Source organism: Bartonella gabonensis, from assembly GCF_903679515.1.
Lineage (GTDB): Bacteria > Pseudomonadota > Alphaproteobacteria > Rhizobiales > Rhizobiaceae > Bartonella > Bartonella gabonensis.
In genome coordinates this window covers 1-26,069 of record NZ_CAHOYM010000018.1, presented here as the reverse complement: position 1 = coordinate 26,069, position 26,069 = coordinate 1, and the positions used below count along the sequence as shown (strand labels likewise).

Here is a 26,069-nt window from a genome sequence, read left to right as displayed (position 1 = left end):
GATAGAGAAATATGTTAAAGATTTGCTGTAAAGATAAGTTATAAGATATTGATGATATTTTGAATATTGCATGTTTTTTATTGGGATAGAAAATAGAATATAAAAATCTTCGCTTTTACAATATTTAACATTTTTAAAACACTGTTTAAAAAAGCAATAAATTATTCATACCCTATCGATATGATGTGATTTTCATTAAACATTGTAGATTCTAAAAGGTACTCTCATGACCGTTAGTCCATTTGATGATTTTCGTGCTTTGCTTACAAATTTACCTGTTGCTGATGAGTTTTCTATAATTTTAGCTAAAAAACGGCAAGAAAACTTAACAAAAGCGCGAGGATCATTAGGAAAACTGGGAGATATTGCTGTTTGGTATGCAGGGTGGAGAGGTACAGAAAAACCTATCGTAACGCGACCTTTGGTTGCTATTTTTTCTGGAAACCATGGTATCGTAGAAGAGAAAATTACACCATTTCCACAATCGATGACACAAAAGATGGTTCAAAATTTTGCATCTGGTGGTGCTGCTATCAACCAAATTTGTATAGCTTATGATCTTGGATTAAAAATATTTGATTTAGCACTGGAATATCCAACAATGAATATTACAAAGGATGCCGCAATGGACGAGCGGAGTGCAGCTGCTACAATGGCATTTGGCATGGAATCTATTGCTGGGGGGACAGATCTTTTATGTATCGGTGAAATGGGGATTGGAAACACAACAATAGCTTCAGCTTTATGTTTCGCATTATTTGGAGGAGAAGTTGAAGAGTGGACAGAAAATGGTATGGGATCGGAAAGTGATTTTTATCAGCGTAAAATAGCAGCGGTTAAGACAGCCGTCGCTTTGCATAAGGAGAATTTTAATGATCCTTTTGAGATAATGCGTCGCTTAGGAGGACGTGAAATTGCTGCTATGGTTGGGGCTATTTTAGCAGCAAGAATGGAAAAAATACCCGTTATTTTAGATGGTTTTGTAGCAACAGCAGCTGCTGCTATCCTTTATAAAATGCATCCAAGAGCTCTTGAACATACCCTTGTTGGACATGTTTCTTTTGAAAAAGCTCATTGTAAACTCTTAAAAAAAATTGGCAAAGAACCACTTCTGGATTTGGAAATGTGCCTTGGTGAAGGGGCAGGAGCCGCTATGGCTGCTGGTATTGTCAAAGCTGCTGTTTTAACACATGCGCAAATGGCGGTTTTGGAACAAGAAAGTTTGAATACCTAAAAAGAATGATGAGAAGGATATAACAAAATTCTTAAGAATTTTGTTCATTCGTCTTTTCGTGTAATTTAATATAATTAAGTGGAAGTTCTGTCGTGTATTTAATCTGTTCCATAGCAAAAGAAGATGAAACATCACGGATATCAATTTTAGAAATTAATTTTTTATAAAAAAGATCATAAGCTTCAATATCGGGAACAACAACACGCAGTAAATAGTCAATGTCTCCACTCATTCGATAAAATTCAATAACTTCACGGAATTCTTGCACAATTTTTGAAAAACGTTTAAACCATTCATGACTATGGGTGCTTGTACGAATAGAAACAAAAACAGTAACGTGTGCATTTACTTTTTCTGGAGAAAGAACAGCCACGCGACGTTGAATAACCCCATCTTCTTCAAGTTTTTGGATTCTACGCCAGCAAGGAGTGGTCGAAAGTCCCACTTTTTTAGCAATATCAGCGACAGAAAGTGTCGCATTTTCTTGTAAAAGATGTAAAATTTTTCGGTCAAGACGATCCATATTTTTTCTCAATATTTTAATTTATAAAAATTTACGCACTAAAAGACGCAGATATATAATAAGCTCATCGTTAAACCATGGATTTTTCTGTAACCAAGAAGTATTTCGCCATGATGGATGAGGTAAAGGCATAACATTATATCCTCGAGGTTGAGAGATGGAAAGGATATTTCTCCAATCACGAACGGTTGCTGAAACGGTTTTATGTTTTAATTCTGTAATATGCCACTTTTGCGCATAACTGCCAATAGCAAGAACAAGCTTTATTTGAGGCATCGCTTGAAATATCTTTTCATGCCATATTTCTCTACATTCACGTCTTGGGGGCAAATCAGCTTTATTTTTGTCATAACCTGGAAAACAAAATCCCATAGGAACAATTGCAAAGAGAGACCTATTATAAAATTCTTCTTTTGTGACATTAAGCCAATCACGTAATCTTTCGCCAGAGCGATCATTAAAAGGGATAGATGTTTCATGAACACGCAATCCTGGTGCTTGTCCTGCAATTGCAATCGAAGCCGTATGGGATAAATAAACGACGGGATTTGGCTCATGAGGAAGAGGAGGAAAATAATGTGGCTGTTGGATACAAACCCGACAGGAATAGATTTCTTTTTCAAGTTTGATAAATGGGCTACATTGTTTCATTGGCCAATAAAATTTAAAAATATTTTTTTTATTCTGTGCGAGGATTTGCTTTACGCCATTCTTTCGGTCGTTGAAAATTTGTTGCCCATATTCCCCTTTTTTTCCTTCTGGCTTCTTGCTCTTCTTTGGGGTAATCATAATAGCTTACAGCCCAACCATTCTGTACAAGCGTTGCATTGATATTGCTAACTTGTTTCGTTTGACATGTTGCAAGGATACGGCGATATTTATCTGTTTTATGCCAGTGACATGTAACAATTTGATTTTCTAGTAGTTGTTCTAAATATTTTTTTGCCTCACGCCCACAAGGGTATCGTGCATCTTTTTTTCCACAAAATTGGTGGAGTTCAGGAGCATCAATTCCAAGCAGTCGAATCTTAATAGAAGAAATCACAATAGAATCGCCATCAATGATGAGTGCCTTTCCTTCAACAGAATTTTGAGAAGAAATTTTTTCTTTTTGAGGCAACGGTTGAGTTTGCTTAAAATAAGTTGCTCTAATGATAAAAATGCTAGCGGTGATAAAAATACTAAAACCGATAATGTCTTTTAAGCTTCTTAGATTAAAATGAGAAAGAAATTTTTTCATGAAATAAAGAAACTTCTGGTGTCATTATAACGCACTCTATTGAGTATTGCTTATAATTTTTTCAAAAATTTTATTCATACGATGAAACAACATTCTGTTTTAATGATAAAATTCCATTAGATATCACAAAAATCAAATACGCATAGAATATAATATGTAAGCAACTTGAACAATAAATCAACCCAGCTAAATCTGTATAGAACATACAAATTTAAATTATACAGTTCTAAAGTAAACTTTTTAAGAAATAAAAAACACCCCTACCAAAATAACTTTGAAGAGCACTAACCCCACATTTCTTTTGGAGTATAAAACCTATCAATAATGATTGGCTTCTTTATTTAATTTTTGTTTCTTTAAATTCAACGTGCTTTTTCACAACTGGATCATATTTACGTTTGCTCATTTTATCTGTCATTGTACGGCTGTTTTTCTTTGTTACATAGAAAAAACCAGTATCTGCAGTTGATAAAAGCTTGATCTTAATGGTTGCTGCTTTAGCCATAATGTAAAAACCTTATTTATACTGAAAAAAAATACTATCGCTGTCAAAACTTATTTCTGACATTATCAGATTTTCCGGCAACAGTACGGATGTTCTCAAAAAAGTCAAGAGCTGATTAATTTTCTCATAAGCTGGATAAATAACAAAATGACATATAATCCAAAAAAAACAGCCATGGCTATTGAAAAACCAAAGGGATTAAAGATATCCATAGATTTTCCGATAAAGGTTGGTCCGATGAGCATACCAATTCCATAGCAAAAAATAAAAGCAGAATTAGCAGCAGCAAGTTCTTGCCCCGTAAAACGTGCTCCTAGATGTGCAAGACCAATTGTATAAAGGCTCGCTGATACACCACCCAAAAGAAACAGATCAAGCTTCAGAATCCATCGATATTGAATAATCCATGGTACTATAAAAGTTCCCACAAAACCTAAAACAGCACAACCTATCAACGGATAGCGTCGATCTTTGGCATAGTCGCTTAACATGCTGATAGGCATTAAAAGGAAAACATTCCCGAGCGCAAGGGTTGTCACAAAGTGTGCTGCTTCATTCTCATTATAACCAATGGATAAACTAAAGGGTATTATAAGCGTTAATACGCCCATTTGAATGGCCCCGTAGACAAGGACCGCCATCATCGCGCTTGGAACGTGAAAAAGATAACGAAAAAATGGCGTATATTGATTTTTTTGAAATTCTGGACTTAATTTCCAAGCTGTAAGAATTGGAATAGTCGCAAGTATAATAAGGCTATAGCCAACGCCAAAAGGAATAAATCCTTGTGTCCCCACTTTTGTCAGGAGCGTTGGACCTATCACAAACCCTAATCCTAAGGCAATAGCATAAATGGACAAGATCAAACCGCGTTTTTTGGGGGGAGCATAACTGTTGATCCAAAACTCTGACAGGATAAACATAACAGTCATAGTAAAATGTAATATAAACCTTAAAATAAACCAAACCCCTATAGATTCAAAAAAATAGAATCCTAAAAAACTTAAAGATCCTATCGCTATCATAAGCAATATTGTTTGAGAGATGCCTAAACATAAGGCAATTCGAGACGTAAAAATAGCTGCAATAATTGTGGCGATTCCACCAACTGTTCCACTATAGCCGATCGTACTGTTGGAAAGCCCTTTCTCTGCCATAAGAAGAGAGACAAGTTGTGTTCCCATTGCCAATGCTGTTCCCACGATACCTATGGTTGCAATAGCGGCAATAATTGCACGCAAAGAATTATTTTGAGAGTTAAAATTTTTCTTCATAATAATGGCTTAAGATGCTTTTGTTTAATCAAACAATAAAAAGGTGAGCTAAAATGAAAGAAAGATTAAAATACCTTTTACAGATTTTCTCATTTCATTAAGTATAAAAAATTCTGTAAGACTTTTATAAGGTTATTATAGATATAAAAAACATATGCTCTTATATGCTAAAGAAAGCATATTGTATACATAAAATAATATAGATACTCAATATTATAGATAATTTCTTAGTTTAAATCATTATTATTAACTATTGAAGAGGGGATAAAAGCTTATTATTTTCTTCTTCCATAAAAATTACGCTTTTGTTTTTTTGATTTGTTTTTATGGTAGGATGTCGATGAAAATTTGATTGGACGAGGCTCTGTTAAGAGCTCAAAGCTTAAAGAACCAGCAAAAGGCTGTACAGTTATGAGTTTTACTTCTACAATATCACTAAGCTGATAGCCTTTATGGCTATGTTGTCCTATAAGAACATGTTGCATTTCATCAAAATGATAATAATCATTTTTAAGTGTAGAAATATGGACAAAACCATCTGTATTGAGTTTATCAAGTGAGATAAAAAGACCTGCTTTTGTAACTCCAGAAATGCGTCCTGTAAAAACACGGCCAATTTTATTGGTTAAATAGTGCGCAACCAGCCGATCAATCGTTTCTCTTTCAGCGATCATTGCACGACGCTCGTATAAAGAAATTTGCGTAGCAATTTCTGCAAGATTTTGTTCTTGTGTGTCAGTTAATTGATCATTTCCTAGTTTGAGAGCTTTAATGAGTGCTCGATGAATAATGAGATCAGCATAACGGCGAATTGGTGATGTGAAATGTGTATAGTTCTGCAAGTTCAAACCAAAATGGCCACTATTTTTAGGATTGTATTCTGCTTGTGATTGTGAACGCAAAATAACTTGATTGACCAGCTCTTGTTGTTCGGTATGAGCAACCTTTTCTAAAATTCTATTAAGGCGTGCTGATGTTAATTGAGCACTTTTGGAGAGAGATATCCCTAAACTTTGAAGGAAATTCCGCAATATTTCTTGTTTGGCAAGAGAGGGTTTGTCATGAATACGATAGATGAGGGGTTGATGATATTTTTTTAATGTTTCAGAAGCCGCAATATTTGCTTGTATCATAAACTCTTCAATCAAACGATGGGCTTCTAAATGTTCTTCACTCACAACATCTTGGATGCATCCATTTTGATCAAGAATAATCTTTTTTTCTGCTATTTCTAATTCGAGTGGTTGTCGACGTTTCCGCGCGATCTTAAGGCATGTATAGGCTTCCCATAAGGGGTGTAAGATATTCTCAAGTAGAGACGCAGTTTTTTTATTTATATTTTCCTCAATTGCTAATTGCATTTCTTGATAGGAGAGTTTAGCTCTTACACGCATCATAATACGATGAAAACTATGTTTTTGTTTATTCCCATTTGCATCAAAAATCATACGAACGGCTAAAGCTGGTCTTTCTTTTCCTTCACGCAGAGAACATAAATCATGAGAAAGGCGTTCAGGCAGCATTGGTACGACGGTATCAGGAAAATAAACAGAATTTCCGCGTTTTAATGCTTCTTTATCTAAAGCACTTCCTGTTTTGATATAATAAGAAACATCTGCAATGGCCACAATAACAATCCAACCACCATTATTTGTTGGGTCCGTATCCTTGCTTGCATAGACGGCATCATCATGATCTTTTGCATCTGGTGGATCAATCGTAATAAATGGTAATTGTCGCCAATCTTCGCGATTATCCATATTGGCTGCTTTGATGTGTTTAACTTGCTCAAGAACGCTTTCAGGAAAAATATAAGGAATTCCCTTCGAAAGAAGAGCAATCATTGAAAGTGTTTTCTCACTCTTAATATGTCCTAAAACATTTTTTATTTGCGCACTTTTTAGTCCATAACCCGTATTTTTTTTTATTTCAACTTCAACGAGATCACCCGCTTCAATCTTCATTTCTGGAGACAATTCCACGATGAGCTCAGTAGTTTTGCGGTCTATAGGATCGAGGTGCCATTGATTATTTTCTAGCTTTCGTACAACACCAAATATGCTCTTTGGGGATACATCAATTTTACGAATAATTTTTCCCATATAAGGGGGATTTTGAGAGTTTTTATTTCGAAAAACTTTTATAAGAACATGATCTCTAACGCCAATGCTCCCTCCCTTTAAGTGATGAAAAGAGTGTATTTCAATATTGGGTTTTGGAGTGTCTTCCCATTCGAGAGGTTGTGCAATAAGACTGCCTTCTTTATCACGACCGCTAATTTTTACTAAAGCAACAGGGGGGTGTTTTCCTTTGTTTATTGCTCTTTTTCGTTGTTTAGATATAAGATTTTCATCCTTTAATGCACGTAATACATCTCTAAGCCAGATACGAGAAGCCCCTTTTAAGTTAAAAACTTTGGCTATTTCTCTTTTACTTGATTGATCAGGATTCTCATTGATAAAGGAAAGTATTTCTTCCTTATTGGGCAATTTTTTCTCCTTGTCTGAGGAGAGATATTTTACGGTTTTTTCACTTTTAGCCAAAATTTATGTCTCTTTTGTTTTGGAAGAAGCTCTTTTAGAAATTGTTTTTTTACTCGACGCTTTAGCCGATATAAGTTCTAATGCCTCTGGAAGTGTTACTCTAATGGGATCTTTATCTTTTGGCAATGTTGCATTAATTTTACCCCAATTGACATAAGGACCATAACGTCCATTGCGCACAGTAACAGTTCCTCCTTCGGGATGCTCCCCTAATGTTGCCAATGCTGCAGATGTTGTTCTGCTTTGCTTGGTTTTATTATCTTGTTGTTCTGCCAATACTGTAACAGCACGATTGATACCAATATCAAAAACTTCATCAGCATGAAAAAGGCGCGCAGATTTTCCATTATGACTAAGGTAGGGACCATATCGTCCAATTGTCGCCGTGATCATTTTGCCAGTTTCAGGATGAATACCAATTTCACGTGGAAGGGAGAGTAAAGCCAAGGCTTTTTCAAGGGTTACATTTTCTGCCTGCCATTCTTTTGGTAGTCCTGCACGTTTGACTTCTTTACTTTCACCTAGTTGAATATAGGGACCAAAACGGCCATTACGAAGAGAGATATCTTTTCCTGTTTCAGGATCAATCCCAAGTATAACAGGTTCGTCATTGTGTACAGCTTTATTCTCTTCTTCTGTATCTGTACCAAGTTGGCGTGTGTATTTACATTCAGGATAATTGGAACAGCCAACAAAAGCACCATAACGACCAAGTTTTAATGATAATTGGCCATTTTTACAGAGAGGACAGGAACGTATATCACTTCCGTCTTCGCGTTCAGGAAAGGCGAGAGGTGCTAATGTTATATTTAAAGCATCAAGGACATTGGCAATACGAAGTTCTTGGATATTGCTAATAGATGCATTAAATCCATCCCAAAAATCGCGTAATACATCTTTCCAAGAAAGTTTGCCATCAGAGATAAGATCCAGCTTTTCTTCAAGATCTGCTGTAAAACCATATTCTACATAGCGATTAAAGAAATTTTCAAGAAAAGCTGTAACAATACGTCCCTTAGCATCAGGAATGAGTTTCCGCTTATCAATGACAATATATCCACGATCACACAATGTCGCCAATGTAGAGGCATAAGTTGAAGGACGACCAATTCCTAACTCTTCAAGCTTTTTAATTAATGAAGCTTCAGAATATCGGGAAGGGGGCTCTGTAGTGTGTTGAACAGATTCAACTTTTTCTTTTGTAAGTGCTTCACCCGTGTTTATTTGCGGCAAACGTGTTGTTTCATTTTCTTCGTCTCGTTGATCCGTATAAACGGAAATAAATCCATCAAAATGAACAACAGATCCTGTTGCTCGTAAATTTGCACGGTTGTCTCCCTGCTGGGCTTCAATTTCAACGGTTGTACGTTCAATTTCAGCAGAGCACATTTGGCTGGCAATAGCGCGCTTCCATATCAGCTCATAGAGTTTTGCCTGATCACTGTCGAGAAAATTGCGAACTTGGTTGGGAGACCGTTGAAAATCTGTTGGGCGGATTGCTTCATGCGCTTCCTGTGCATTTTTTGCCTTTGTTGAATAAAAACGCGGTTTTTCAGGAATATAGTCCTTTCCAAAAGATTCATGAATTACTTTTCTTGCAGCATCAATGGCTTCTGGCGCTATTTGCACACCATCGGTACGCATATAAGTAATAAGTCCTGCCATTTCACCGTTAATTTCAATTCCTTCATAAAGCTTTTGGGCAATTTGCATCGTGCGAGAAGCTGAAAAGCCTAATTTTGAGGAAGCTGCTTGTTGTAGTGTAGAGGTTGTAAAAGGAGGAAAAGGATTTCTCTTTGTAGGTTTGGCTTCAACACTAAGTGTATGATATTGGGCCTTCTCCAACATAAGACGAATTTGATCGGCTTGTTCTTGAGATTGAATATCAAGTTTGCCAATCTTTCTTTGATTAAACATTGTCAATCTGGCTTGGAAATGATTATTTCGGATGGTTTTTAATTGTGTTGTAATGGTCCAATAATCTTCTTTGATAAAATGTTCTATTTCTGATTCACGGTCACAAATAATACGCAAAGCAACCGACTGAACGCGTCCAGCCGAGCGTGCACCAGGGAGTTTACGCCATAAAACAGGTGAAAGTGTAAAACCAACGAGATAATCGAGAGCACGACGTGCAAGATAAGCATCGACAAGTGATATATCAATATCACGTGGATTGTTCATAGCATCAAGTACAGACTTTTTAGTGATGGCATTAAAGACAACTCTCTTAATAGGTTTATCTTTTAAAACTTTTTTTTGACGAAGAACATCCAGAATATGCCATGAAATAGCTTCTCCTTCGCGATCAGGGTCTGTTGCTAAGATAAGGCTATCGGCTTCCTTAACGGCTTTTGCTATTTCATTTAAACGTTTAGCAGCCGTAGAATCTATATCCCATTTCATCGAAAAATCTTGATCCGGTAAAACAGAGCCATCTTTTGCAGGCAAATCACGAACATGTCCAAATGATGCAACAACTTTGTATTGAGACCCAAGATATTTATTAATTGTTTTTGCTTTTGCTGGAGATTCAACGATAACGATATTCATAATTTTACCCGAATATTGAAATAAAAAACTTTTTTATAAACACCTTTCACGCGAATAGCTAATAGCAATTGCTTAAGAACACATAAAAAAATATTAGCCATATAAAAAACATGAATATTGTACAACTTGTAATTGTTATTATTAAAACGCACCCTATATAGAATTACACGATTTATTTTCTACTGTTATTACAAAAACGTACGGCGAAATACTAAGATAACGTCTATTGAGAGGTAGGAGGGGAAATGCTCAAGGATAGAGGATTATGTTTATAAATCATTTGAAAGTTATCCAATATATTACAGACATGTCAAAGCAAATGAATCAGATGGCGCGTCAGGCGCATAGTCCGCTTTTAGCATTGCTTTTGGATATGGTTGCCAAGGAAGGGCAAAGCATTATTAATAGTGCTGAAGTTCTTGGGGAAGATCAAGATTCGACAATGACACATAACCACCAGAGTGTCGAATAAGCTTTCCAGCAAGCTCGAGTTCTATCAATAAGAGGTAGAGATTTGGGAGTGAAACACCAGAGTGGGTACTGAGTGTATCGATGTCGATTGGCGTTGTTGAAAGAGCACTGAGAACTGCTGCACGTGCTGCATCATCACCTGTTAAAGAGGGATGATAATTTTTTTCGTCTTCTGAATTAAAATTCTCCTTTTCAAGTTGTAAAGAGGATGGTTCCTCAAAAAAATTGAGTTGGGAATTTGGAGGCGGTGAAATTAATGGCGTAAGTGTTTCTATAATGTCAGAAGGATGCGTAGTGAGTAGAGCACCGTCCTTGATGAGATTGTTTGTACCAACAGATCTTGGATCAAGTGGAGAACCGGGAATGGCAAAAATGAGTCGTCCCATTTCAGCTGCTTGACGTGCGGTAATTAAGGATCCTGAGCGCAGAGCAGCCTCCACAACCAAAAGACCAAGTGATAGAGCCGCAATAATACGGTTTCTTCTCGGAAAATCGATAGCACGCGGCTTCCAAGAGATGGGCATTTCGCTGATGATGGCTCCACCGTTGGCTATAATATCTTCATACAACTTTTTATTTTCAGGAGGATAGATATGATCAATTCCGCCAGCCATAACTGCAACAGTTCCTGTTTTTAAACTTGCTTGATGTGCAATGCTATCAATTCCACGAGCAAGCCCAGAAATTATTACAAAATCTGCTTCTCCGAGAAAATGCGCAAATTGAGCCGTAAGCTTTTTTCCAGCAGCTGAAGCATTTCGAGAGCCTATAATTCCAATAGATGTTTTTTGAAAAATTGAAACATTACCTTTAATAGCAATAAGCGGCGGCGAGGCTTCTGTAACTTTCAGAAAAGCCGGATAATCTGGTTCTCCCATACCGATAAACCGAACACCTAATCTTTCAGCTTCTTGTATTTCTTTTTCTGCATCTTCTAAGCTTGCTATTTTAATAGATGCAGAACCGCCTCCTTTTCTACTAAGCTCTGGCAGTGCTGTTAGAGCATTTTCTGCTGTTTTATAATGGTCAATGAGATTGCGAAAACTAACGGCTCCAATATTTTCACTGCGCAATAACCGTAACCAGCTTAGACGTTGACGATCAGTAAGCAGGATTTCTTTATTGATCTCTTTTTTGCGTACCAATCTTATTTTCTTCCCCAATTAATAATCTACTAATATTTGCAGAGTGTTTTATAAATACAAATACGCTCATTGCGATCAGCATATAACAGAAATAAGAATTGGAAAAATAAAAAACAAATATCGGTGTGATCGTAACTGCAACAAGCGCAGATAGTGAAGAATAACGCATGAGGAAAAAAATCGCACTCCATACAGTAATAAAAATAATTGCTGCAGGCCAATAGACTCCTAAGCAAACCCCTAGATAGGTAGCAACACCTTTTCCTCCTTTAAATTTAAGCCATACGGGAAAAAGATGTCCTAAGAAAGCAAAAAAACCCGCTATAGAAACAAGGATACTATTGTTTAGCGGATCACTAAAGAACTTTATAACGAAAACAACAATAGCTCCTTTCAACATATCACAAAGAAGTGTTAGAGCAGCAACTTTTTTATTGCCTGTTCGTAAAACATTTGTTGCTCCAATATTGCCGGAACCGATTGTTCTTATATCGCTAAGTTTGGCCAATTTCGTAAAAAGAAGTCCAAATGGGATCGAGCCCATGAGATAAGATACAAGGAAAATAAACCATGGAATGGACCGAAAAAATATTTCTGCTTCATTCATTAAAGAATCTCGTTTAAGTCTGTTGATCAAGTTTAAAAACGGATTTCCCTTTCACAAAGGTTTGGAGGACACGTCCTTGAAAACGTGCATTCTCAAAGGGGGTGTTTTTTGAACGTGAATAGAGATTCTCTGTCGAAACAACCCATGGTTCTTCAAGATCAACCACAATAAGGTCTGCATAAGCATCTTTCTTCAGTGTTCCTGCATTGAGTCCAAAGAGCTTTGCAGGTGTCGTTGATAAAAGTTCAGTTATCCGTAGAAGAGATAGGCTCTCATTATGATAAAGACGCAAAGCTGCACTCAATAAGGTCTCCATACCAATAGCGCCAGCTGCTGCATCATTGAATGGTAAATGTTTTGTATCGATACCCTGAGGATCATGGGAAGAGACAATAACATCTATCGTCCCATCTTTTATTGCTTCAATCATTGCTATACGGTCTTCTTCTGTACGCAATGGGGGCATGAGACGGAAAGAAGTTTGATATTGGCCAATGTCATTTTCGTTGAGAGATAAATGATTAATCGATACACCAGCTGAAATTTTTTCACTGCGTTGCTTGCTTAAGCGAAGGGAATCAGCAGAGAGTGCTGTCGATATCTGAGCAGCATGATAGCGTGTTTGCGTTAATACTGCTAAGCGCAGATCTCTTTCAAGTGGAATAACTTCTGCTTCACGGGGGATGCCAGAAAGACCAAGCCAACTGGCGAGCAATCCTTCATTCATTACGCCGTGTTCTGTAAGGTCTTTATCTTGCGTTTCGTGTATCAATGGGACATCAAAATCGCGTGCATAAGTCATTGCACGTCGCATAACAGATGAATTTTGAAGTGTTTTTTTCCCTTCACTAAAAGCAACGGCTCCTGCATCCTTGAGTAAACCAAATTCGGTTATTTCTTGTCCGTTAAAACCTTGTGTGATTGCCGCAACGGGGTAAATATTGACTGATGACATTTCCCCTGCTGTGCGCTTAATAAATTGAACGAGAGCAACATTATCAATAACTGGATGCGTGTCTGGCATCATAAGAAAGGAAGTAATACCACCTGCTGCGGCTGCTTGACTTGCAGATGCAATTGTTTCACAATTTTCATTTCCTGGTTCTCCAACAAAAACACGCGCATCAACAAGTCCAGGAAGAATTGCTTTGTTTTGTGCATTAATAACTTTTGCTCCTGCTGGTGTCCCCTGATTCAAAGCTTCTTTTCCAGCGGCTATGATCCGTCCATTTTCAACAATAACTGTTCCAATTTCATCGATTGCGCGTGAAGGATCAATAATACGAGCCTTTTGAAAAACAATTGGTTTTATCATTTTTTTTCTCCATTGATTTTCAAGCGTGAATCTAATAAAATCTCCATAACCGCCATACGCACTGCAATGCCCATTTCTACTTGTGTATGAATCATACTTTGTGGACCATCAGCGATGTCTGATGCAATCTCTACACCACGGTTTATGGGACCAGGATGCAAAATAATGCAATTGTTTTTAGCATAGGCTAAATTTTCTTTATGCAAGCCAAAATAATAAAAATATTCACGCGTAGAGGGAATAAAAGAGCCTGTCATCCGTTCATGCTGTAAGCGTAACATCATGATAACGTCAGCATCTTTAAGACCTTCTTTCATGGTGTTAAAAACCTCAACACTCATATGATTAATTTCGGTGGGTAAGAGTGTTGAAGGGGCAACAGCACGAACACGAGCACCCAAAGCATTAAGACTAAGGATATTAGAACGTGCAACACGTGAGTGCAAGATATCTCCGCAAATGGCAACCGTTAATCCTTCAATACGACCTTTTGCTCTTTTAATGGTGAGAGCATCTAATAAAGCTTGGGTTGGATGTTCATGAGCACCATCACCTGCATTAATGACACAACAATCAACTTTTTGCGCTAATAAAGCTGTTGCTCCCGCACTGCTATGGCGAAAAACCAGTATATCTGGCTTCATCGCATTAAGCGTTGCGGCTGTATCAAGTAAGGTTTCCCCTTTTTTTACAGATGAGTTGCCGATCGCGATATTCATCACGTCTGCTCCCAGCCTTTTACCAGCTAATTCAAAAGAAGATTGTGTTCGCGTAGAAGCTTCAAAAAAGAGATTAATTTGAGTTCGTCCGCGCAAAATAGATTTTGTTTTATCAATTTTGTTAGAAAGGATAATGTTTGCTTCTGCACGATCAAGCAATGTATTAAGATCTTGTACACTCAGATCTTTAATAGCTAAAAGATGTTCATGAGGGAAAAGTGGAAAAAAATTATCTTGAATCATAGCATTCTTCTTTATCTCTCTCTAAACAGATTCAACAAGCATTTGTTTGAATATGATAAATGTTTTTTAACTCTAAAAAGACAAATAGTCCATGATATGAATAATTTGAATATAGGAATAGACTCATGAGTGCTGTCTCTGCGCAAAATGCTCGTCGAAAAAATACATTTCTTAGCGATACGCTTATGTTTCGTATGGCCTCTACTTTGCCTAAATCTTTATTAGCAAGCTTTGAAGAAATAGGGGATTTTGCTGCGAGTCGAGAAGCATGGAAGCTTTCTTGCTCAGCGAATCATTATAAGCCTTTATTGTGTTACAACGATGAATGGGGACAGCGGACAGAAAAATTAGAAAGACATTCTTCCTATCAAGACCTTCAACAATATTCTAGACAAGCGGGATTGGTTACCTCGCTTTGGGAAAATACAAGCTCAGAAAATGGGGTACGCTATCAAGCGCGTGCGATTCGTTTAGCTTTATCTGCTGGATTAGAAACAGGGCATTTGAATGAGGTTATTATAACGAGTGCGGCGATTGCTGTCTTAATTAGTGATAGTAGGCTCTTCAAAAAATGGCAAAATGCCCTTTTATCACGCCAATATGATTCTTCATCAAAGCCTATTCATCATAAAAAATCCGCTTCTTTGACGTGTGCCTTTGATGACATTGAACAATACGCTTTCAATTTTCCAAGTGTTAAGAAAATTTCTTTCGATGAAAACATGGAACGTGATCTGTATCGTTTAAATGTTGTAAAAACTAATGTTATTAATCCTACAGCTGATGGATATCTTGTTAGTGCAGATTTAAATGGTCATTTAAGTTGTTTTTTTGTTCCACGTATACAGGAAAATGGTGCATTAAATGGATTGATATCGATTCGTCATTTAATTCAGCGTTCTGGAGAACTTTTATCACCAGAGGGAGTTGTTGATTTTCAAGGCAGTTATGGCTGGCTTTTGGGAAATGCTGGAGAAGGCCTTAAAGTTATTAAAGATATCGAGACCATGATGCGTTTTGATCAATCTGTCATATCGTCAGGTGTTTTACGAGCTGCCCTTCAATTTGGCATAGATTTTTTTCGAAAAAAAATGCCAAATCAACCTTTACCACCACTGACAGAACGTATTTTTGCAGATATTGCATTAGATGTTGCTGCTTCACAAGCATTGGTTTTGCGTTTAGCGCGAGCCTTTGACAATGCAGCAAATGACCGTTCTGAAGCAGCTTTTGCTCGCATTATGACACCTATTATTGCTTATCACGTCAGCCAATTGGTTGTGCCTATTATTGGTGAAATTATTGCACAAGTTGGTATCGAAAGCTTTATAGAGAATAATCCATTATCACAAATGTTGCATAATGGTCCTGCGCGAATTGTGAGAAATAGTTCTGGTAATCAATTGGTAAGGGATGCCATTCTTATTGCTGAAAAAGCACCAGGATTGTTTCAGAAATTGTTAGAAAAAATTGCTCTTGATATTGGCCCAGCAGGACCACGAGCCATTGAAATTATTAAGTCTGCCGGTGATATGGCCGCGGCAAATGAAGGTGCAGGAAGGTTTTTTGTTGAACAAGTAGCCTATGCAGCCGCAGCCGCATCATTACGTTCTACGGATATAGAACATGTTGCAAATGCCTATATGGAAAGCCGCCTTGGGGGACAATGGAGATCTTCCTACGGGATGCTCATTGCGCGCTATAATGCAGGGCATTTGCTCAATGTTCTCTATCCTTCCATATGATGAAAGTTTTGAATTCTATTGAGAACTCCTTGCAATATAAAAGCAGCGGCTGCCGAATCAATTCTGCTTGCTCTTTTAGCACGTGATACATTCATTTCTAAAAGAGAACGCTCTGCGGCAATTGTTGATAAGCGTTCGTCCCAAAAAACAAATGGAATTTTTGTATGCCCTTTCATATTGCTCACAAAAGCTTTGGTTGCTTGAACACGAGAGCCACTGCTTCCATTCATGTTCAGAGGTAAGCCAATGATAATGACGCCTACATTTTCATGATCAAAAATTTTAACAAGTGTGTGGGCATCTTCTGTAAATTTTTTTCGCTGGAGCACAGGACGCGGATTTGAAACAGTCAGCCCCATATCAGAAATCGCAATTCCAATCGTTTTTGTTCCTAAATCTAAGCCTGCTATTGTTTGTCCAGGCAAAAGATGTGTCATAACTTCATTTATATTAATAACAGCCATAAGGATTATAATACGTTCTTTAATGTTTTAGATCTATAATTATATTCTTTATTCATGTTATCTAATATTCTTGCGCTTGCAAGCGCAGCCTTGTATAGCGAGAATAAAGATCAATGCATAAAACAAAAAAACAGAAAGGCGTAAAGAGTATGTCTGTTGATAAAGAAACCGTCAAGCGAGTTGCACGTTTAGCGCGGATTGCCATCCGTGATAATGAGGTAGAACCTATGACAAAAAAATTCAATGCTGTTTTAGGTTTTGTAGAGCAATTGAATGAAGTTGATGTCAGTGAAGTTGAGCCATTAATTTCTGTGATACCGATGACTCTACGAATGCGTGAAGATAGTGTGACAGATGGCAATAAAGCAGCAGATATTGTCGCCAATGCCCCTGTTACAGAAGAAAAATTTTTTCTTGTCTCAAAAATTGTCGAGTAACTTTTTTTTGAAATTTGAGAACCAATATGACTGATTTAACAACCCTCACAATTGCACAAGTTCGTGATGCTCTCATAAAGAAAAAGCTCAAAGCAACGGAATTAACGGAGGCTTATTTAAAAGCAATTGAATTGGCTAATCCAACTTTGAATGCTTATGTAACAATAACAGCAGAACAAGCAAGAAAAATGGCTGCTGAATCAGAAGACCGCTTGGCAAGAGGAGAGGGGAGGCTTTTGGAAGGAATCCCTTTAGGCGTTAAAGATCTTTTTGCAACCCGTGATGTTCATACTCAAGCCTGTTCCAAGATCCTTGATGGTTTTAAACCGCACTATGAATCAACCGTTACGGCTAATTTATGGCAAGATGGTGCCGTGATGTTAGGGAAACTTAATATGGATGAGTTTGCTATGGGCTCCTCTAATGAGACATCATATTATGGTTCCGTTATTAGCCCTTGGAGAAAAAAAGGTTCGAATGAAAAACTCGTCCCCGGTGGTTCTTCAGGGGGATCGGCTGCCGCTGTTTCTGCACAAATTTGTGCTGGTGCAACAGCAACAGATACAGGTGGCTCAATACGCCAACCTGCAGCTTTTACTGGGACTGTAGGAATAAAACCAACTTATGGACGTTGTTCACGATGGGGCGTTGTCGCGTTTGCTTCATCTCTTGATCAAGCTGGACCTATTGCTAGAGATGTTCGTGATTGTGCTATCTTACTCAGATCAATGGCCTCTTTTGATGAAAAAGATTCTACTTCCATGAATTTACCAGTTCCTGATTATGAAAGTTATCTTGGTCAATCAATTAAAGGAATGAAAATTGGTATTCCAAAAGAATATCATCTGAATGGGTTATCACCTGAAATTATTGAACTTTGGCAAAAGGGAATAAATTGGTTAAAAGATGCAGGCGCTGAAATACATGATATTTCTTTACCTCATACAAAATATGCCCTACCTTCTTATTATATTATAGCTCCTGCAGAAGCCTCTTCTAATTTAGCGCGTTATGATGGTGTCCGTTTTGGTTTGCGCGTGCCTGGAAAAGATATCATTGAAATGTATGAAAATACCCGTTCTGTTGGTTTTGGTGATGAAGTCAAGCGGCGTATTTTGGTTGGGACTTATGTTCTTTCATCAGGTTATTATGATGCCTGTTATCTAAGAGCTCAAAAAGTAAGAACACTCGTAAAACGTGATTTTGATCAATGTTTTGATTCAGGCATTGACGCTATTCTTACACCAACTACACCAACACCTGCCTTTGGTATTGCTGATGAAAAAATAAAAAATGATGCTGTTGCAATGTATCTTAATGATATTTTTACGGTACCAGTTAATATGGCTGGTTTACCAGGAATTTCTGTTCCTGCTGGTCTGTCATCAAATGGTTTACCCCTAGGATTGCAATTGATTGGTAAACCTTTTGCTGAAGAAGTCATTTTTCAAATAGCACACATTATTGAACAAGCCGCAGGAATATTCCGTGCAGAAAAATGGTGGATATAATCATCAAACTTCAAATAAAAGCATTTCTCATCAGTGATGAGAAATGCTCCTTTAAAAGGAGGAGGAATGAGCTCTATTTCCTTAATTTCTCGCCTTTATCCACCAAGATAGGCTTCTTTAACACGCGGATCAGAAAGCATAGTTTTGCCGTCACCGTGAAATAAAATATGCCCCACCTCTAAAATATAAGCATAATCAGCGATAGAAAGTGCAGCAAATGCATTTTGTTCAATAAGAAGAACAGTTTTTCCCATATCATTAATTTTTCGGATAATCGAAAAAATCTCACGAACGAGAAGGGGGGCTAACCCTAACGAAGGTTCATCTAATATGACCATATCAGGATTGCTCATGAGTGCACGCCCTACAGCAACCATTTGTTGTTCTCCCCCTGACATTGTTCCTCCCAACTGTTTTGATCTTTCACGTAGGCGTGGGAAAAGATCAAATATCCATTCAATATCACGAGCAATTCCCTGTTTATCATCGCGAATATAAGCACCTAGATGGAGATTTTCTAAAACAGTGAGATGCGGCATAATACGTCGCCCTTCAGGGCTGAGAGCAATCCCTAATCGCAAAATCTCTTCTGGTGATTTTTTAACAATTGATTTGCCATTATAGGTAATTTCTCCATAAACAGAGCGATTAAGTCCTGTAATAGAGCGTACAATACTGCTTTTTCCAGCACCATTGGCTCCAATTAAAGTAACAATACTCCCCTTTTTTATGGACATAGAAAGATTTTGGACAGCTTTAATGGCGCCATAATGAACGTGAAGATCTTTTATTTTAAGAATATCCATAAACATCTCCGCCAAGATAAGCTTCAATAACTTTAGGGTTATTGCGAATTTCATCTGGTGTGCCATTAGCAATGCAACAGCCATATTCCATAACCAAAATGTGTTGACAAAGCCCCATAACCACTTTCATATCGTGCTCAATAAGAAGAATTGTTAAATCAAAGTCTTTTTGCACTTTTGCTATGAATTTTCTAAGATCTTCACTTTCTTGTGGATTCATGCCAGCGACAGGTTCATCAAGAAGAAGTAATTTAGGCTTTGTCGCTAATGCGCGTGCAATTTCTAAACGCCGTTGTACACCATAAGGTAAAGCTGTTGCCAATTGATGAGCAAGGTGATCAAGTTGTAGTCGTTCAAGAAGCTCCATGGAATTTTTATAAACTTCTCTTTTTTCTTTCATTGCTTTTGAAAAAAAGAGAGCTGAATAAAACCAAGGATATTTTTGACGGACATGAGCGCCTACCATAACGTTCTGTAAAACCGTTAATCCTGAGAAAAGACGAATATTTTGAAATGTTCGGGCAATGTGGCGCCTGCAGACAATATAAGGAGGTTCTCCTGAAATTTTTTGTTTATCGAAAAAAATGGTACCGCTTGTAGGGGCATAAAATCCAGAAATCATATTGAAAACTGTTGTTTTTCCAGCACCATTGGGTCCAATTAATCCAGTAATACTTCCTCGTTTAATGGCCATATTAACATTATTGACAGCAACTAATCCGCCAAAACGCATTACAATATCATTGAGTGAAAGAAGAGTGTCGTTCATAGCTTTCCTTCAGTATTAGAAAACTTTTTGCGTACCAAAAAACTATAAATTCCATTCCATGAGAATTCACGTTGCCCCATCAACCCTTTTCTCCAAAATAAAATAATTATCAGTAATAAAAGAGAAAAAACAACCATGCGAAGTCCTGGTGTTTCTGGAATATGTATAAAACCTAAGACAAATGGACTTTCAATAATACGAAGCCATTCAAGCATGACTGTAATAATAATACTGCCAATAATACTTCCTGTAATTGAACCCAAACCTCCCGCTACAACAATCATCAAAATATTAAAAGTGAGCAAAAAATTAAACATTTTTGGATCAATGGTTGAAATAAGAGCAGCCATTAATGCTCCACCTATACCTGCAAAAAACGCCCCAACAGTAAAAGAAAAACTACGGTAGAAAAAGGCATTAACTCCCATGGTTTTTGCAGCAATTTCATCATCACGAATAGCACGTAATACATTACCAGTATTGCTTCGCAGTAAGAGGGCAATAAAAAGAATTGTAAATGCTAACCAACCATAGTTCCACCATAATGTTGCATCCTGAGGTATCCCTTTGATTCCCAAAGAACCGTTTGTGAAAGATGTCGCATTCGTAATGAGAATGCGGATAATTTCTGCAAAACCCAATGTTGCAATTCCAAGATAATCGCCACCAAGACGTAAGATTGGCAAAGCAATCAATAAACCAATAATTGCTGCACACAAACCACTGACAACAACAGCAACAAAAAAAGGAAGTTGCAGATTGGATAATGGTTCAACAATAGGCTCAAGAATCCACATCATCTCTTTTTGTTCAGGGGAAAGAAGTAAAATTGCGCAAACATAAGCACCAATAGCCATAAAACCAGCATGTCCAAGAGAAAACATGCCTGTAAAGCCGTAAATTAAATTCAACGAAATTGCCAAGATCGCATTAATAGCAATCAGATTTATGATACGGAGTGTATAGTCATTAAAATGGTTATCCGCATAAAATAAAAAACCTATAAGAACGAAAATACTGATACACGATAAAAAAGTTGTCACTGACTTTGCCATTAGATTTTCTCCTGACTTTTTTTACCCATTAATCCCGTGGGTAATACCAATAAAATCAGAATTAATAAAATGAAAGCGAAGGCATCTCGATATCCAGATAGCGTGGGGAAAAATGCAATAATCATAATTTCAATAAACCCTAATAACAATCCTCCCAACATTGCTCCTGGTATCGAACCAATACCTCCGATAACGGCAGCGATAAAGGCTTTGAGACCAGGAAGAACGCCCATATAAGGCTGAATTTGAGGATAACGCAAAGACCACATAATGCCGGCTATAGCGGCAAGTGCTGAGCCTATCCCAAATGTAAATGCAATGACTTTATTGACAGAAACTCCCATTAAACGTGTCGTTTCAATATCATGAGAGATTGCACGCATAGCAAGACCAGGTTTTGTTTTATGGATAATCCATAACAATAAGGCAATAAGAATCAATGACACAATGGGAACAATCAGCGACATGGGAGCAATTCTAATGATACCCTCTGCTTCTGGTTCTAGATGCCATAAAAATGGTGTTACCAGAAAATCTGGTTGTTTTACACCTTTAGGAACACCACTAAAGAGTACAGTAGCAAGATTTTCAATAAAAAAAGAAACACCGATTGCACCAATAAGTGCCGAAATACGTGGCGCATGGCGTAAGGGTTTATAAGCAAGTTGATCAACAATAATCCCCACTGAACTTGTAATAAAAATCGAAAAACCAAGAGCTAAAACCCAGATCGGGGTAAAATCTTGTGGGGAAATTTTTACATAATAAACAAACCCTATTGCAAGAATTAAAAAGGTGGCAACCCAATAGATGGGGGGACGCCTTTTAAATCCTATAAATACTGAATAATAAATAAGAGCAGCAAGGAACAAAAGAAGAAGCGCTGCCCAAGCAGGCATAAAGCTAATTGTGGAAAAGAAAACAAAATAGGCCCCCAGCATAAAGATATCACCGTGAGCAAAGTTAATCAATCTCAATATACCGTAGACCATGGTATAACCAATAGCAATAAGCCCATAAAGAGATCCCAATGCCAGTGCATTAAAAAAATACTGGATGAACATTTCAGTGCTCATCTCTCATCCTTCCACATTTGTTAATTATATAGGATAACAATAAATCTCTAAGCTTTTGGTTGAGAAAAATATTCTCAACCAATTTTAGCATTTTAATAAGTACAACTCTTAAATTAAAAAGCAGGTTTAACTTCTTCTAAATAAACACGTTTTCCATCCTGTATTTTAATGATACCAATAGGAATCGTAGGATTATGATTTTCATCCATCGACATATCACCAAAGGGCGTTTGAAAATCTTTTAATTTGCTCAGTGCGATCGTAATTTTTTCACGATCAGCGCTGCCAGCATTTTCAATCGCCTTCATGAACATCATATAACTTGTATATCCCAAAACTGAATTGATATTTGGCTCTTTGTCAGGATAAGCTTTTTTCCATTCTTCTGTGAATTTTCGCGCAGCGGCTGACATATTTGGCATATCCTCACTATAGGGAAGTGTCGTATGTAAGAAACCTTCTGCTGCACTTCCTGCAATCGTAATGGTTTCGGGATTATCCATGGCATCGCCACCCATAATTTGAAACTTAGCTCCTAATTCACGCGCTTGTTTCATGATGATGGCACCTTCAGAAAAGTAAGATGGAATGAATAAGATATCAGGCTTTTTCGCGATAATCTGTGTGAGAACAGCTGAAAAATCCTGATCCCCAGAATTATAATTTAAATTTGAGATAATTTCACCACCTAATTTTTTAAAAGTACGCGTAAAATAACTTGCAAGACCAATAGCATAATCGCTTGAAATGTCTTTGAGGATAGCAGCCTTTTTTGCCTGTAAAGTCTGGCTTACATAAGTTGCGATTCCTATTCCTTGATAAGAATCAATAAAGCAAGCGCGAAAGTAATATTTTTTACCCTGTGTAACAAGGGGACTTGTTGAAGAAGTTGCAATGGTCGGAGTCTTTGCTTTTTCAGATATTTCACCACCCGCCAACGAGAGTGAAGAACCATAACTACCAATGATTCCACTTACCTTTTCACTTGCTGTTAAACGCATAACAGCATTCGCTGCTTCCACTTTATCAGACTTATTATCAATAATAACAAGTTCTACTTTACGTCCCAAAATTTCTGGGACTTGTTTGTGAGCTAATTCGATCCCTCGAATTTCAAGCTGGCCTCCAAAAGCATTTTGACCACTTAATGGAAGATAAACACCAATTTTGATAGGTTCACTCGCATAAACATTTGCTGTAAGTGCCATGAAAGCTGTGATTGTCGTAAGGATTTTCTTCAATTGCATTGCGCATTTTCCTTAATTGAATTGTCGTTTTTGCACCTTATATTGAACTTCTTCATCATGCAAGTTACCATTAATGAAAATATCATTATGTAAAAAAACTTTTATATGACCTTTTTTGTAGGGCGATCCTTGTAAAATATGTAAAGCGTACAATCAAATAGTTTTATCAATATTTTTATAAATTTCATGTTGATATTAACATGGAAGAGATACGACAATATGGGGAAATCTTATCTTGGGGCTTGCGTGTTGATGCAAGAGCAATGTTTACTTAAGCCTAGAGAATCAATATCGTGCAATTTATAAGCTATAGGATCACGTTATTATGACGAGTAAGGACGCATTAAAGGATTGTTCCCTATCTGAGGATAGTATAGGTACTTGTGGGGAGATTATCGAAGTCAGTGGTGTCATTAAGTGGTTTGATGGTAGTAAGGGATATGGATTTATTGTACCTGATTTACCTCATTTTCCCGATATATTATTGCATGTTACAGTCATGCGAAGGGATGGTTTCCAAACAGCTTTGGAGGGCGCTAAAGTTATTTGTGCTGTGGAAAAAACGGAACGAGGATTAAAGTGTGTTCAGGTAAAATCCATCGATTGTTCTTCAGCGGTTCATCCATCAGAAGTCCCTGCCCGTACTCATGTTGTTGTTACTCCAGAAAGTGGCCTAGAACGTGCAATTGTTAAATGGTTCAATCGTGACAAAGGTTTTGGTTTTCTTAGCCGTGGGCAGGGAACAGAAGATATTTTTATTCATATGGAAACGTTGCGCCGTTTTGGTTTAGCAGAACTTCGTTCAGGGCAAGTTGTTCTTGTCCGTTTTGGTAAAGGGGAAAAAGGTTTGATGACAGCGGAAATTTATCCAGATATAGGTATTCCTTTTGCGACACATTAAATCGTTTCTCATTGAATTTTACGAGAGAAATCAGCATTTTTCTGTGTTTTTTAAAGAGTTGTTATTGCGTAAATAGCTATAAACAGTCTTTTATGTTATTGGCTCTCTTAAAATAAAAATATGCGTATATTATTGAAAAATAAGGGAATAAACTTTTTTGTTTTTTGGTTTTTAACCTCTGATATTTTTTATTTTAGAAACAAAATTTAAAATTTTTCTGTGGTGGAGATAAGAATGCTAAAGCCTTTTAAAAAGGGGCATATCGTTTTATTGGCGATACTTTTTATGTTAGAAATGCGTATTGTTGTCGCGAAGGAGCCTATAAAGATCCCTGTTCATCCGATTCCTTTAGAAATATACACAAAACATGGTGTGGTTTCTTATAAGGTAGAGATTGCTTTTACTCCCTCTCAAGCAGCAGCTGGTTTAATGTATCGGACTGATTTTCCACGCAATCGTGCAATGCTTTTTAAGCAGCAAAAAAGTTATCAATCGGAAGATAAACAGAAGTTTTTTATGTGGATGGCCAATACACCTTTGTTCTTAGATATGATTTTTTTAAACTCTGAAGGGGTTATTGTATCAATTATTGAAAACACTTCTCCATTTTCAAAAAAGATCATTTCCTCAGGTGTTCCTGCCGCTTTTGCAATTGAGATTAATACTGGTGAAGTTTCTGAAAAACAGATACAAAAAGGGCAACGTGTTATTCATCCTGTCATTTGTGGAAAGTGCAATAAAAAATGACCGCTGAAGACGTTCATTTTTTTGAATATGATGGTTTGCGATTTGCTTATCGAGAAGAGGGGCAGGGGACACCTATTTTATTGATTCATGGTTTTGCATCTTCTGCACGGGTGAATTGGTATGCAACGGGTTGGTTTCGTATTCTTACTGAAGCTGGATATCGTGTCATTGCTTTTGATAACCGTGGACATGGAGATTCAGTAAAAAGTTATGATCCTAACTTTTATACACCTCAAGCTATGGCTGGCGATGCAGTAAGACTATTACAGCATTTAGAATTATCTAAAGCCCATATTATGGGATATTCTATGGGAGCTCGTATTAGTGCTTTTATGGCTCTTTTGCATCCAACATATGTGAAAAGCGTTATTTTTGGTGGTTTAGGTATTGGTATGGTAACGGGAGCAGGAAATTGGGAGCCTGTTGTTGAAGCTCTTTTAGCAGAAGATCCCTCTACCATTACCAATACGCGTGGTTTAATGTTCCGTAAATTTGCTGATCACACGAAAAGTGATAGACGTGCTCTGGCTGCTTGTATTATCACATCAAAACAAGAGTTAACGGCATCTGAAATTTATAAAATTGAACAACCCGCACTTGTTGCCGTCGGTTCATTAGATGAGATTGGCGGTGCTGCAGAGCCATTAGCAGCCTTGTTGCCTTGTGGTGAAGCTTTATCAATTCCTGGTCGGGATCATATGCTTGCTGTAGGCGATAAAGTTTATAAAAAAGCTGTTACCGATTTTCTCTCTCGTTATCCTATAAAATAAAGTTTTCTATTCTGGCATAAGTTTTTATAAAAAATAGGCAGAAAAATAGACTCTTATTAGCTTATTTTTTATATTTTTTTAAGATGTATAATTCTTTTAAGGTTAGATAACCATGTTTTAAAATTCATTAAAAAGAATTATTTTTGAGTGATGCAATAATATTTTATTT

At 37.2% G+C, this 26,069-nt stretch carries 25 protein-coding genes; 8 read left to right on the top strand and 17 right to left on the bottom strand.

Annotation, left to right across the window (positions count from 1 at the left end):
- The first annotated feature begins 226 nt into the window (after positions 1 to 226).
- Positions 227 to 1,234: a nicotinate-nucleotide--dimethylbenzimidazole phosphoribosyltransferase gene (cobT, locus tag HWX04_RS04890; RefSeq protein WP_175869081.1), complete on the top strand. Its 1,008-nt coding sequence runs from the start codon at positions 227 to 229 to the stop codon at positions 1,232 to 1,234.
- A 31-nt stretch (positions 1,235 to 1,265) separates the two neighbouring features.
- Here cobT and HWX04_RS04885 read toward each other — a convergent pair whose 3' ends face one another.
- From HWX04_RS04885 to topA, 7 genes are all read right to left on the bottom strand, one after another.
- The gene (locus tag HWX04_RS04885) at positions 1,266 to 1,757 is read right to left on the bottom strand and encodes an Lrp/AsnC family transcriptional regulator (protein WP_175869080.1); all 492 of its coding nucleotides are present in this window, start codon (positions 1,755 to 1,757) and stop codon (positions 1,266 to 1,268) included.
- 21 nt (positions 1,758 to 1,778) lie between these two features.
- A complete protein-coding gene (locus HWX04_RS04880; protein WP_175869079.1) occupies positions 1,779 to 2,408 on the bottom strand; it encodes a uracil-DNA glycosylase family protein in 630 nt (209 codons plus the stop codon).
- Positions 2,409 to 2,436: 28 nt separating this feature from the next.
- Complete coding sequence (locus HWX04_RS04875) at positions 2,437 to 2,997, bottom strand: thermonuclease family protein (protein WP_175869078.1); 561 nt, start codon at positions 2,995 to 2,997, stop codon at positions 2,437 to 2,439.
- Positions 2,998 to 3,334: 337 nt separating this feature from the next.
- Positions 3,335 to 3,502, bottom strand: a complete 168-nt coding sequence (gene rpmG / locus HWX04_RS04870) for a 50S ribosomal protein L33 (protein ID WP_004864083.1) — start codon at positions 3,500 to 3,502, stop codon at positions 3,335 to 3,337.
- A 104-nt stretch (positions 3,503 to 3,606) separates the two neighbouring features.
- Positions 3,607 to 4,776, bottom strand: coding sequence for an MFS transporter (locus tag HWX04_RS04865; protein WP_175869077.1), 1,170 nt, complete (start codon positions 4,774 to 4,776; stop codon positions 3,607 to 3,609).
- 275 nt (positions 4,777 to 5,051) lie between these two features.
- Positions 5,052 to 7,319 carry a ribonuclease R gene (rnr, locus tag HWX04_RS04860; RefSeq protein WP_175869076.1) on the bottom strand — a complete coding sequence of 756 codons (2,268 nt, stop codon included), beginning with the start codon at positions 7,317 to 7,319 and terminating at the stop codon, positions 5,052 to 5,054.
- A gap of 3 nt (positions 7,320 to 7,322) precedes the next feature.
- Positions 7,323 to 9,872, bottom strand: coding sequence for a type I DNA topoisomerase (gene topA, locus HWX04_RS04855; RefSeq protein WP_175869075.1), 2,550 nt, complete (start codon positions 9,870 to 9,872; stop codon positions 7,323 to 7,325).
- Between the two features lie 265 nt (positions 9,873 to 10,137).
- Between topA and HWX04_RS04850 the strand changes: the two genes are divergently transcribed.
- The gene (locus HWX04_RS04850) at positions 10,138 to 10,344 is read left to right on the top strand and encodes a hypothetical protein (RefSeq protein ID WP_175869074.1); all 207 of its coding nucleotides are present in this window, start codon (positions 10,138 to 10,140) and stop codon (positions 10,342 to 10,344) included.
- Here the strand turns inward: HWX04_RS04850 and dprA are convergent.
- Genes dprA through HWX04_RS04830 form a run of 4 tightly spaced genes read right to left on the bottom strand, consistent with a single transcriptional unit; the run spans position 10,274 to position 14,372 of the window.
- Positions 10,274 to 11,506: a DNA-processing protein DprA gene (gene dprA, locus HWX04_RS04845; RefSeq protein WP_175869073.1), complete on the bottom strand. Its 1,233-nt coding sequence runs from the start codon at positions 11,504 to 11,506 to the stop codon at positions 10,274 to 10,276. The genes HWX04_RS04850 and dprA overlap by 71 nt on opposite strands.
- Positions 11,463 to 12,095 carry a glycerol-3-phosphate 1-O-acyltransferase PlsY gene (gene plsY, locus HWX04_RS04840; RefSeq protein ID WP_175869072.1) on the bottom strand — a complete coding sequence of 211 codons (633 nt, stop codon included), beginning with the start codon at positions 12,093 to 12,095 and terminating at the stop codon, positions 11,463 to 11,465. The genes dprA and plsY overlap by 44 nt, the downstream gene beginning before the upstream one ends.
- 13 nt (positions 12,096 to 12,108) lie before the next feature.
- Positions 12,109 to 13,410, bottom strand: a complete 1,302-nt coding sequence (locus HWX04_RS04835) for a dihydroorotase (protein WP_175869071.1) — start codon at positions 13,408 to 13,410, stop codon at positions 12,109 to 12,111.
- Positions 13,407 to 14,372: an aspartate carbamoyltransferase catalytic subunit gene (locus HWX04_RS04830; protein WP_175869070.1), complete on the bottom strand. Its 966-nt coding sequence runs from the start codon at positions 14,370 to 14,372 to the stop codon at positions 13,407 to 13,409. The genes HWX04_RS04835 and HWX04_RS04830 overlap by 4 nt, the downstream gene beginning before the upstream one ends.
- Positions 14,373 to 14,497: 125 nt before the next feature.
- Between HWX04_RS04830 and HWX04_RS04825 the strand changes: the two genes are divergently transcribed.
- Complete coding sequence (locus tag HWX04_RS04825; RefSeq protein WP_175869069.1) at positions 14,498 to 16,117, top strand: acyl-CoA dehydrogenase family protein; 1,620 nt, start codon at positions 14,498 to 14,500, stop codon at positions 16,115 to 16,117.
- Here the strand turns inward: HWX04_RS04825 and ruvX are convergent.
- A complete protein-coding gene (gene ruvX / locus HWX04_RS04820) occupies positions 16,102 to 16,581 on the bottom strand; it encodes a Holliday junction resolvase RuvX (protein WP_175869068.1) in 480 nt (159 codons plus the stop codon). The genes HWX04_RS04825 and ruvX overlap by 16 nt on opposite strands.
- Positions 16,582 to 16,730: 149 nt before the next feature.
- Here ruvX and gatC point away from each other — a divergent pair, with 149 nt between their 5' ends.
- Positions 16,731 to 17,018, top strand: coding sequence for an Asp-tRNA(Asn)/Glu-tRNA(Gln) amidotransferase subunit GatC (gene gatC, locus HWX04_RS04815; RefSeq protein ID WP_175869067.1), 288 nt, complete (start codon positions 16,731 to 16,733; stop codon positions 17,016 to 17,018).
- 26 nt (positions 17,019 to 17,044) lie between these two features.
- Complete coding sequence (gatA, locus tag HWX04_RS04810; RefSeq protein WP_175869066.1) at positions 17,045 to 18,529, top strand: Asp-tRNA(Asn)/Glu-tRNA(Gln) amidotransferase subunit GatA; 1,485 nt, start codon at positions 17,045 to 17,047, stop codon at positions 18,527 to 18,529.
- 95 nt (positions 18,530 to 18,624) lie between these two features.
- Here gatA and HWX04_RS04805 read toward each other — a convergent pair whose 3' ends face one another.
- The 5 genes from HWX04_RS04805 to HWX04_RS04785 form a co-directional block, all read right to left on the bottom strand.
- Positions 18,625 to 19,335, bottom strand: a complete 711-nt coding sequence (locus HWX04_RS04805; RefSeq protein ID WP_175869065.1) for an ABC transporter ATP-binding protein — start codon at positions 19,333 to 19,335, stop codon at positions 18,625 to 18,627.
- A complete protein-coding gene (locus tag HWX04_RS04800; RefSeq protein ID WP_175869064.1) occupies positions 19,322 to 20,104 on the bottom strand; it encodes an ABC transporter ATP-binding protein in 783 nt (260 codons plus the stop codon). The genes HWX04_RS04805 and HWX04_RS04800 overlap by 14 nt, the downstream gene beginning before the upstream one ends.
- Positions 20,101 to 21,159 carry a branched-chain amino acid ABC transporter permease gene (locus HWX04_RS04795; RefSeq protein WP_175869063.1) on the bottom strand — a complete coding sequence of 353 codons (1,059 nt, stop codon included), beginning with the start codon at positions 21,157 to 21,159 and terminating at the stop codon, positions 20,101 to 20,103. The genes HWX04_RS04800 and HWX04_RS04795 overlap by 4 nt, the downstream gene beginning before the upstream one ends.
- Positions 21,159 to 22,235 (bottom strand): branched-chain amino acid ABC transporter permease, encoded by a 1,077-nt coding sequence (locus HWX04_RS04790; protein ID WP_175869062.1) that lies wholly within the window; start codon positions 22,233 to 22,235, stop codon positions 21,159 to 21,161. The genes HWX04_RS04795 and HWX04_RS04790 overlap by 1 nt, the downstream gene beginning before the upstream one ends.
- A 113-nt stretch (positions 22,236 to 22,348) precedes the next feature.
- Entirely contained in the window at positions 22,349 to 23,482 is a 1,134-nt protein-coding gene (locus HWX04_RS04785) for an ABC transporter substrate-binding protein (protein WP_175869061.1), read from the bottom strand.
- Positions 23,483 to 23,807: 325 nt separating this feature from the next.
- On the opposite strand from HWX04_RS04785, the gene HWX04_RS04780 reads away from it, so the two are divergent.
- From HWX04_RS04780 to HWX04_RS04770, 3 genes are all read left to right on the top strand, one after another.
- Complete coding sequence (locus tag HWX04_RS04780) at positions 23,808 to 24,383, top strand: cold-shock protein (protein ID WP_175869060.1); 576 nt, start codon at positions 23,808 to 23,810, stop codon at positions 24,381 to 24,383.
- Between the two features lie 234 nt (positions 24,384 to 24,617).
- A complete protein-coding gene (locus tag HWX04_RS04775) occupies positions 24,618 to 25,130 on the top strand; it encodes a DUF192 domain-containing protein (RefSeq protein WP_175869059.1) in 513 nt (170 codons plus the stop codon).
- On the top strand, positions 25,127 to 25,900 hold the full coding sequence (locus HWX04_RS04770) for an alpha/beta fold hydrolase (RefSeq protein WP_175869058.1): 774 nt from the start codon (positions 25,127 to 25,129) through the stop codon (positions 25,898 to 25,900). The genes HWX04_RS04775 and HWX04_RS04770 overlap by 4 nt, the downstream gene beginning before the upstream one ends.
- Positions 25,901 to 26,069: the final 169 nt, after the last annotated feature.

Excerpts from the sequence above, each read along its gene's own strand:
- cobT (WP_175869081.1), top strand. The coding sequence starts at position 227 with ATGACCGTTAGTCCATTTGATGATTTTCGTGCTTTGCTTACAAATTTA.
- HWX04_RS04885 (WP_175869080.1), bottom strand. The coding sequence starts at position 1,757 with ATGGATCGTCTTGACCGAAAAATTTTACATCTTTTACAAGAAAATGCG.
- HWX04_RS04880 (WP_175869079.1), bottom strand. The coding sequence starts at position 2,408 with ATGAAACAATGTAGCCCATTTATCAAACTTGAAAAAGAAATCTATTCC.
- HWX04_RS04875 (WP_175869078.1), bottom strand. The coding sequence starts at position 2,997 with ATGAAAAAATTTCTTTCTCATTTTAATCTAAGAAGCTTAAAAGACATT.
- rpmG (WP_004864083.1), bottom strand. The coding sequence starts at position 3,502 with ATGGCTAAAGCAGCAACCATTAAGATCAAGCTTTTATCAACTGCAGAT.
- HWX04_RS04865 (WP_175869077.1), bottom strand. The coding sequence starts at position 4,776 with ATGAAGAAAAATTTTAACTCTCAAAATAATTCTTTGCGTGCAATTATT.
- topA (WP_175869075.1), bottom strand. The coding sequence starts at position 9,872 with ATGAATATCGTTATCGTTGAATCTCCAGCAAAAGCAAAAACAATTAAT.
- HWX04_RS04850 (WP_175869074.1), top strand. The coding sequence starts at position 10,138 with ATGTTTATAAATCATTTGAAAGTTATCCAATATATTACAGACATGTCA.
- plsY (WP_175869072.1), bottom strand. The coding sequence starts at position 12,095 with ATGAATGAAGCAGAAATATTTTTTCGGTCCATTCCATGGTTTATTTTC.
- HWX04_RS04835 (WP_175869071.1), bottom strand. The coding sequence starts at position 13,410 with ATGATAAAACCAATTGTTTTTCAAAAGGCTCGTATTATTGATCCTTCA.
- HWX04_RS04830 (WP_175869070.1), bottom strand. The coding sequence starts at position 14,372 with ATGATTCAAGATAATTTTTTTCCACTTTTCCCTCATGAACATCTTTTA.
- HWX04_RS04825 (WP_175869069.1), top strand. The coding sequence starts at position 14,498 with ATGAGTGCTGTCTCTGCGCAAAATGCTCGTCGAAAAAATACATTTCTT.
- ruvX (WP_175869068.1), bottom strand. The coding sequence starts at position 16,581 with ATGGCTGTTATTAATATAAATGAAGTTATGACACATCTTTTGCCTGGA.
- gatC (WP_175869067.1), top strand. The coding sequence starts at position 16,731 with ATGTCTGTTGATAAAGAAACCGTCAAGCGAGTTGCACGTTTAGCGCGG.
- gatA (WP_175869066.1), top strand. The coding sequence starts at position 17,045 with ATGACTGATTTAACAACCCTCACAATTGCACAAGTTCGTGATGCTCTC.
- HWX04_RS04805 (WP_175869065.1), bottom strand. The coding sequence starts at position 19,335 with ATGGATATTCTTAAAATAAAAGATCTTCACGTTCATTATGGCGCCATT.
- HWX04_RS04800 (WP_175869064.1), bottom strand. The coding sequence starts at position 20,104 with ATGAACGACACTCTTCTTTCACTCAATGATATTGTAATGCGTTTTGGC.
- HWX04_RS04795 (WP_175869063.1), bottom strand. The coding sequence starts at position 21,159 with ATGGCAAAGTCAGTGACAACTTTTTTATCGTGTATCAGTATTTTCGTT.
- HWX04_RS04790 (WP_175869062.1), bottom strand. The coding sequence starts at position 22,235 with ATGAGCACTGAAATGTTCATCCAGTATTTTTTTAATGCACTGGCATTG.
- HWX04_RS04785 (WP_175869061.1), bottom strand. The coding sequence starts at position 23,482 with ATGCAATTGAAGAAAATCCTTACGACAATCACAGCTTTCATGGCACTT.
- HWX04_RS04780 (WP_175869060.1), top strand. The coding sequence starts at position 23,808 with ATGACGAGTAAGGACGCATTAAAGGATTGTTCCCTATCTGAGGATAGT.
- HWX04_RS04775 (WP_175869059.1), top strand. The coding sequence starts at position 24,618 with ATGCTAAAGCCTTTTAAAAAGGGGCATATCGTTTTATTGGCGATACTT.
- HWX04_RS04770 (WP_175869058.1), top strand. The coding sequence starts at position 25,127 with ATGACCGCTGAAGACGTTCATTTTTTTGAATATGATGGTTTGCGATTT.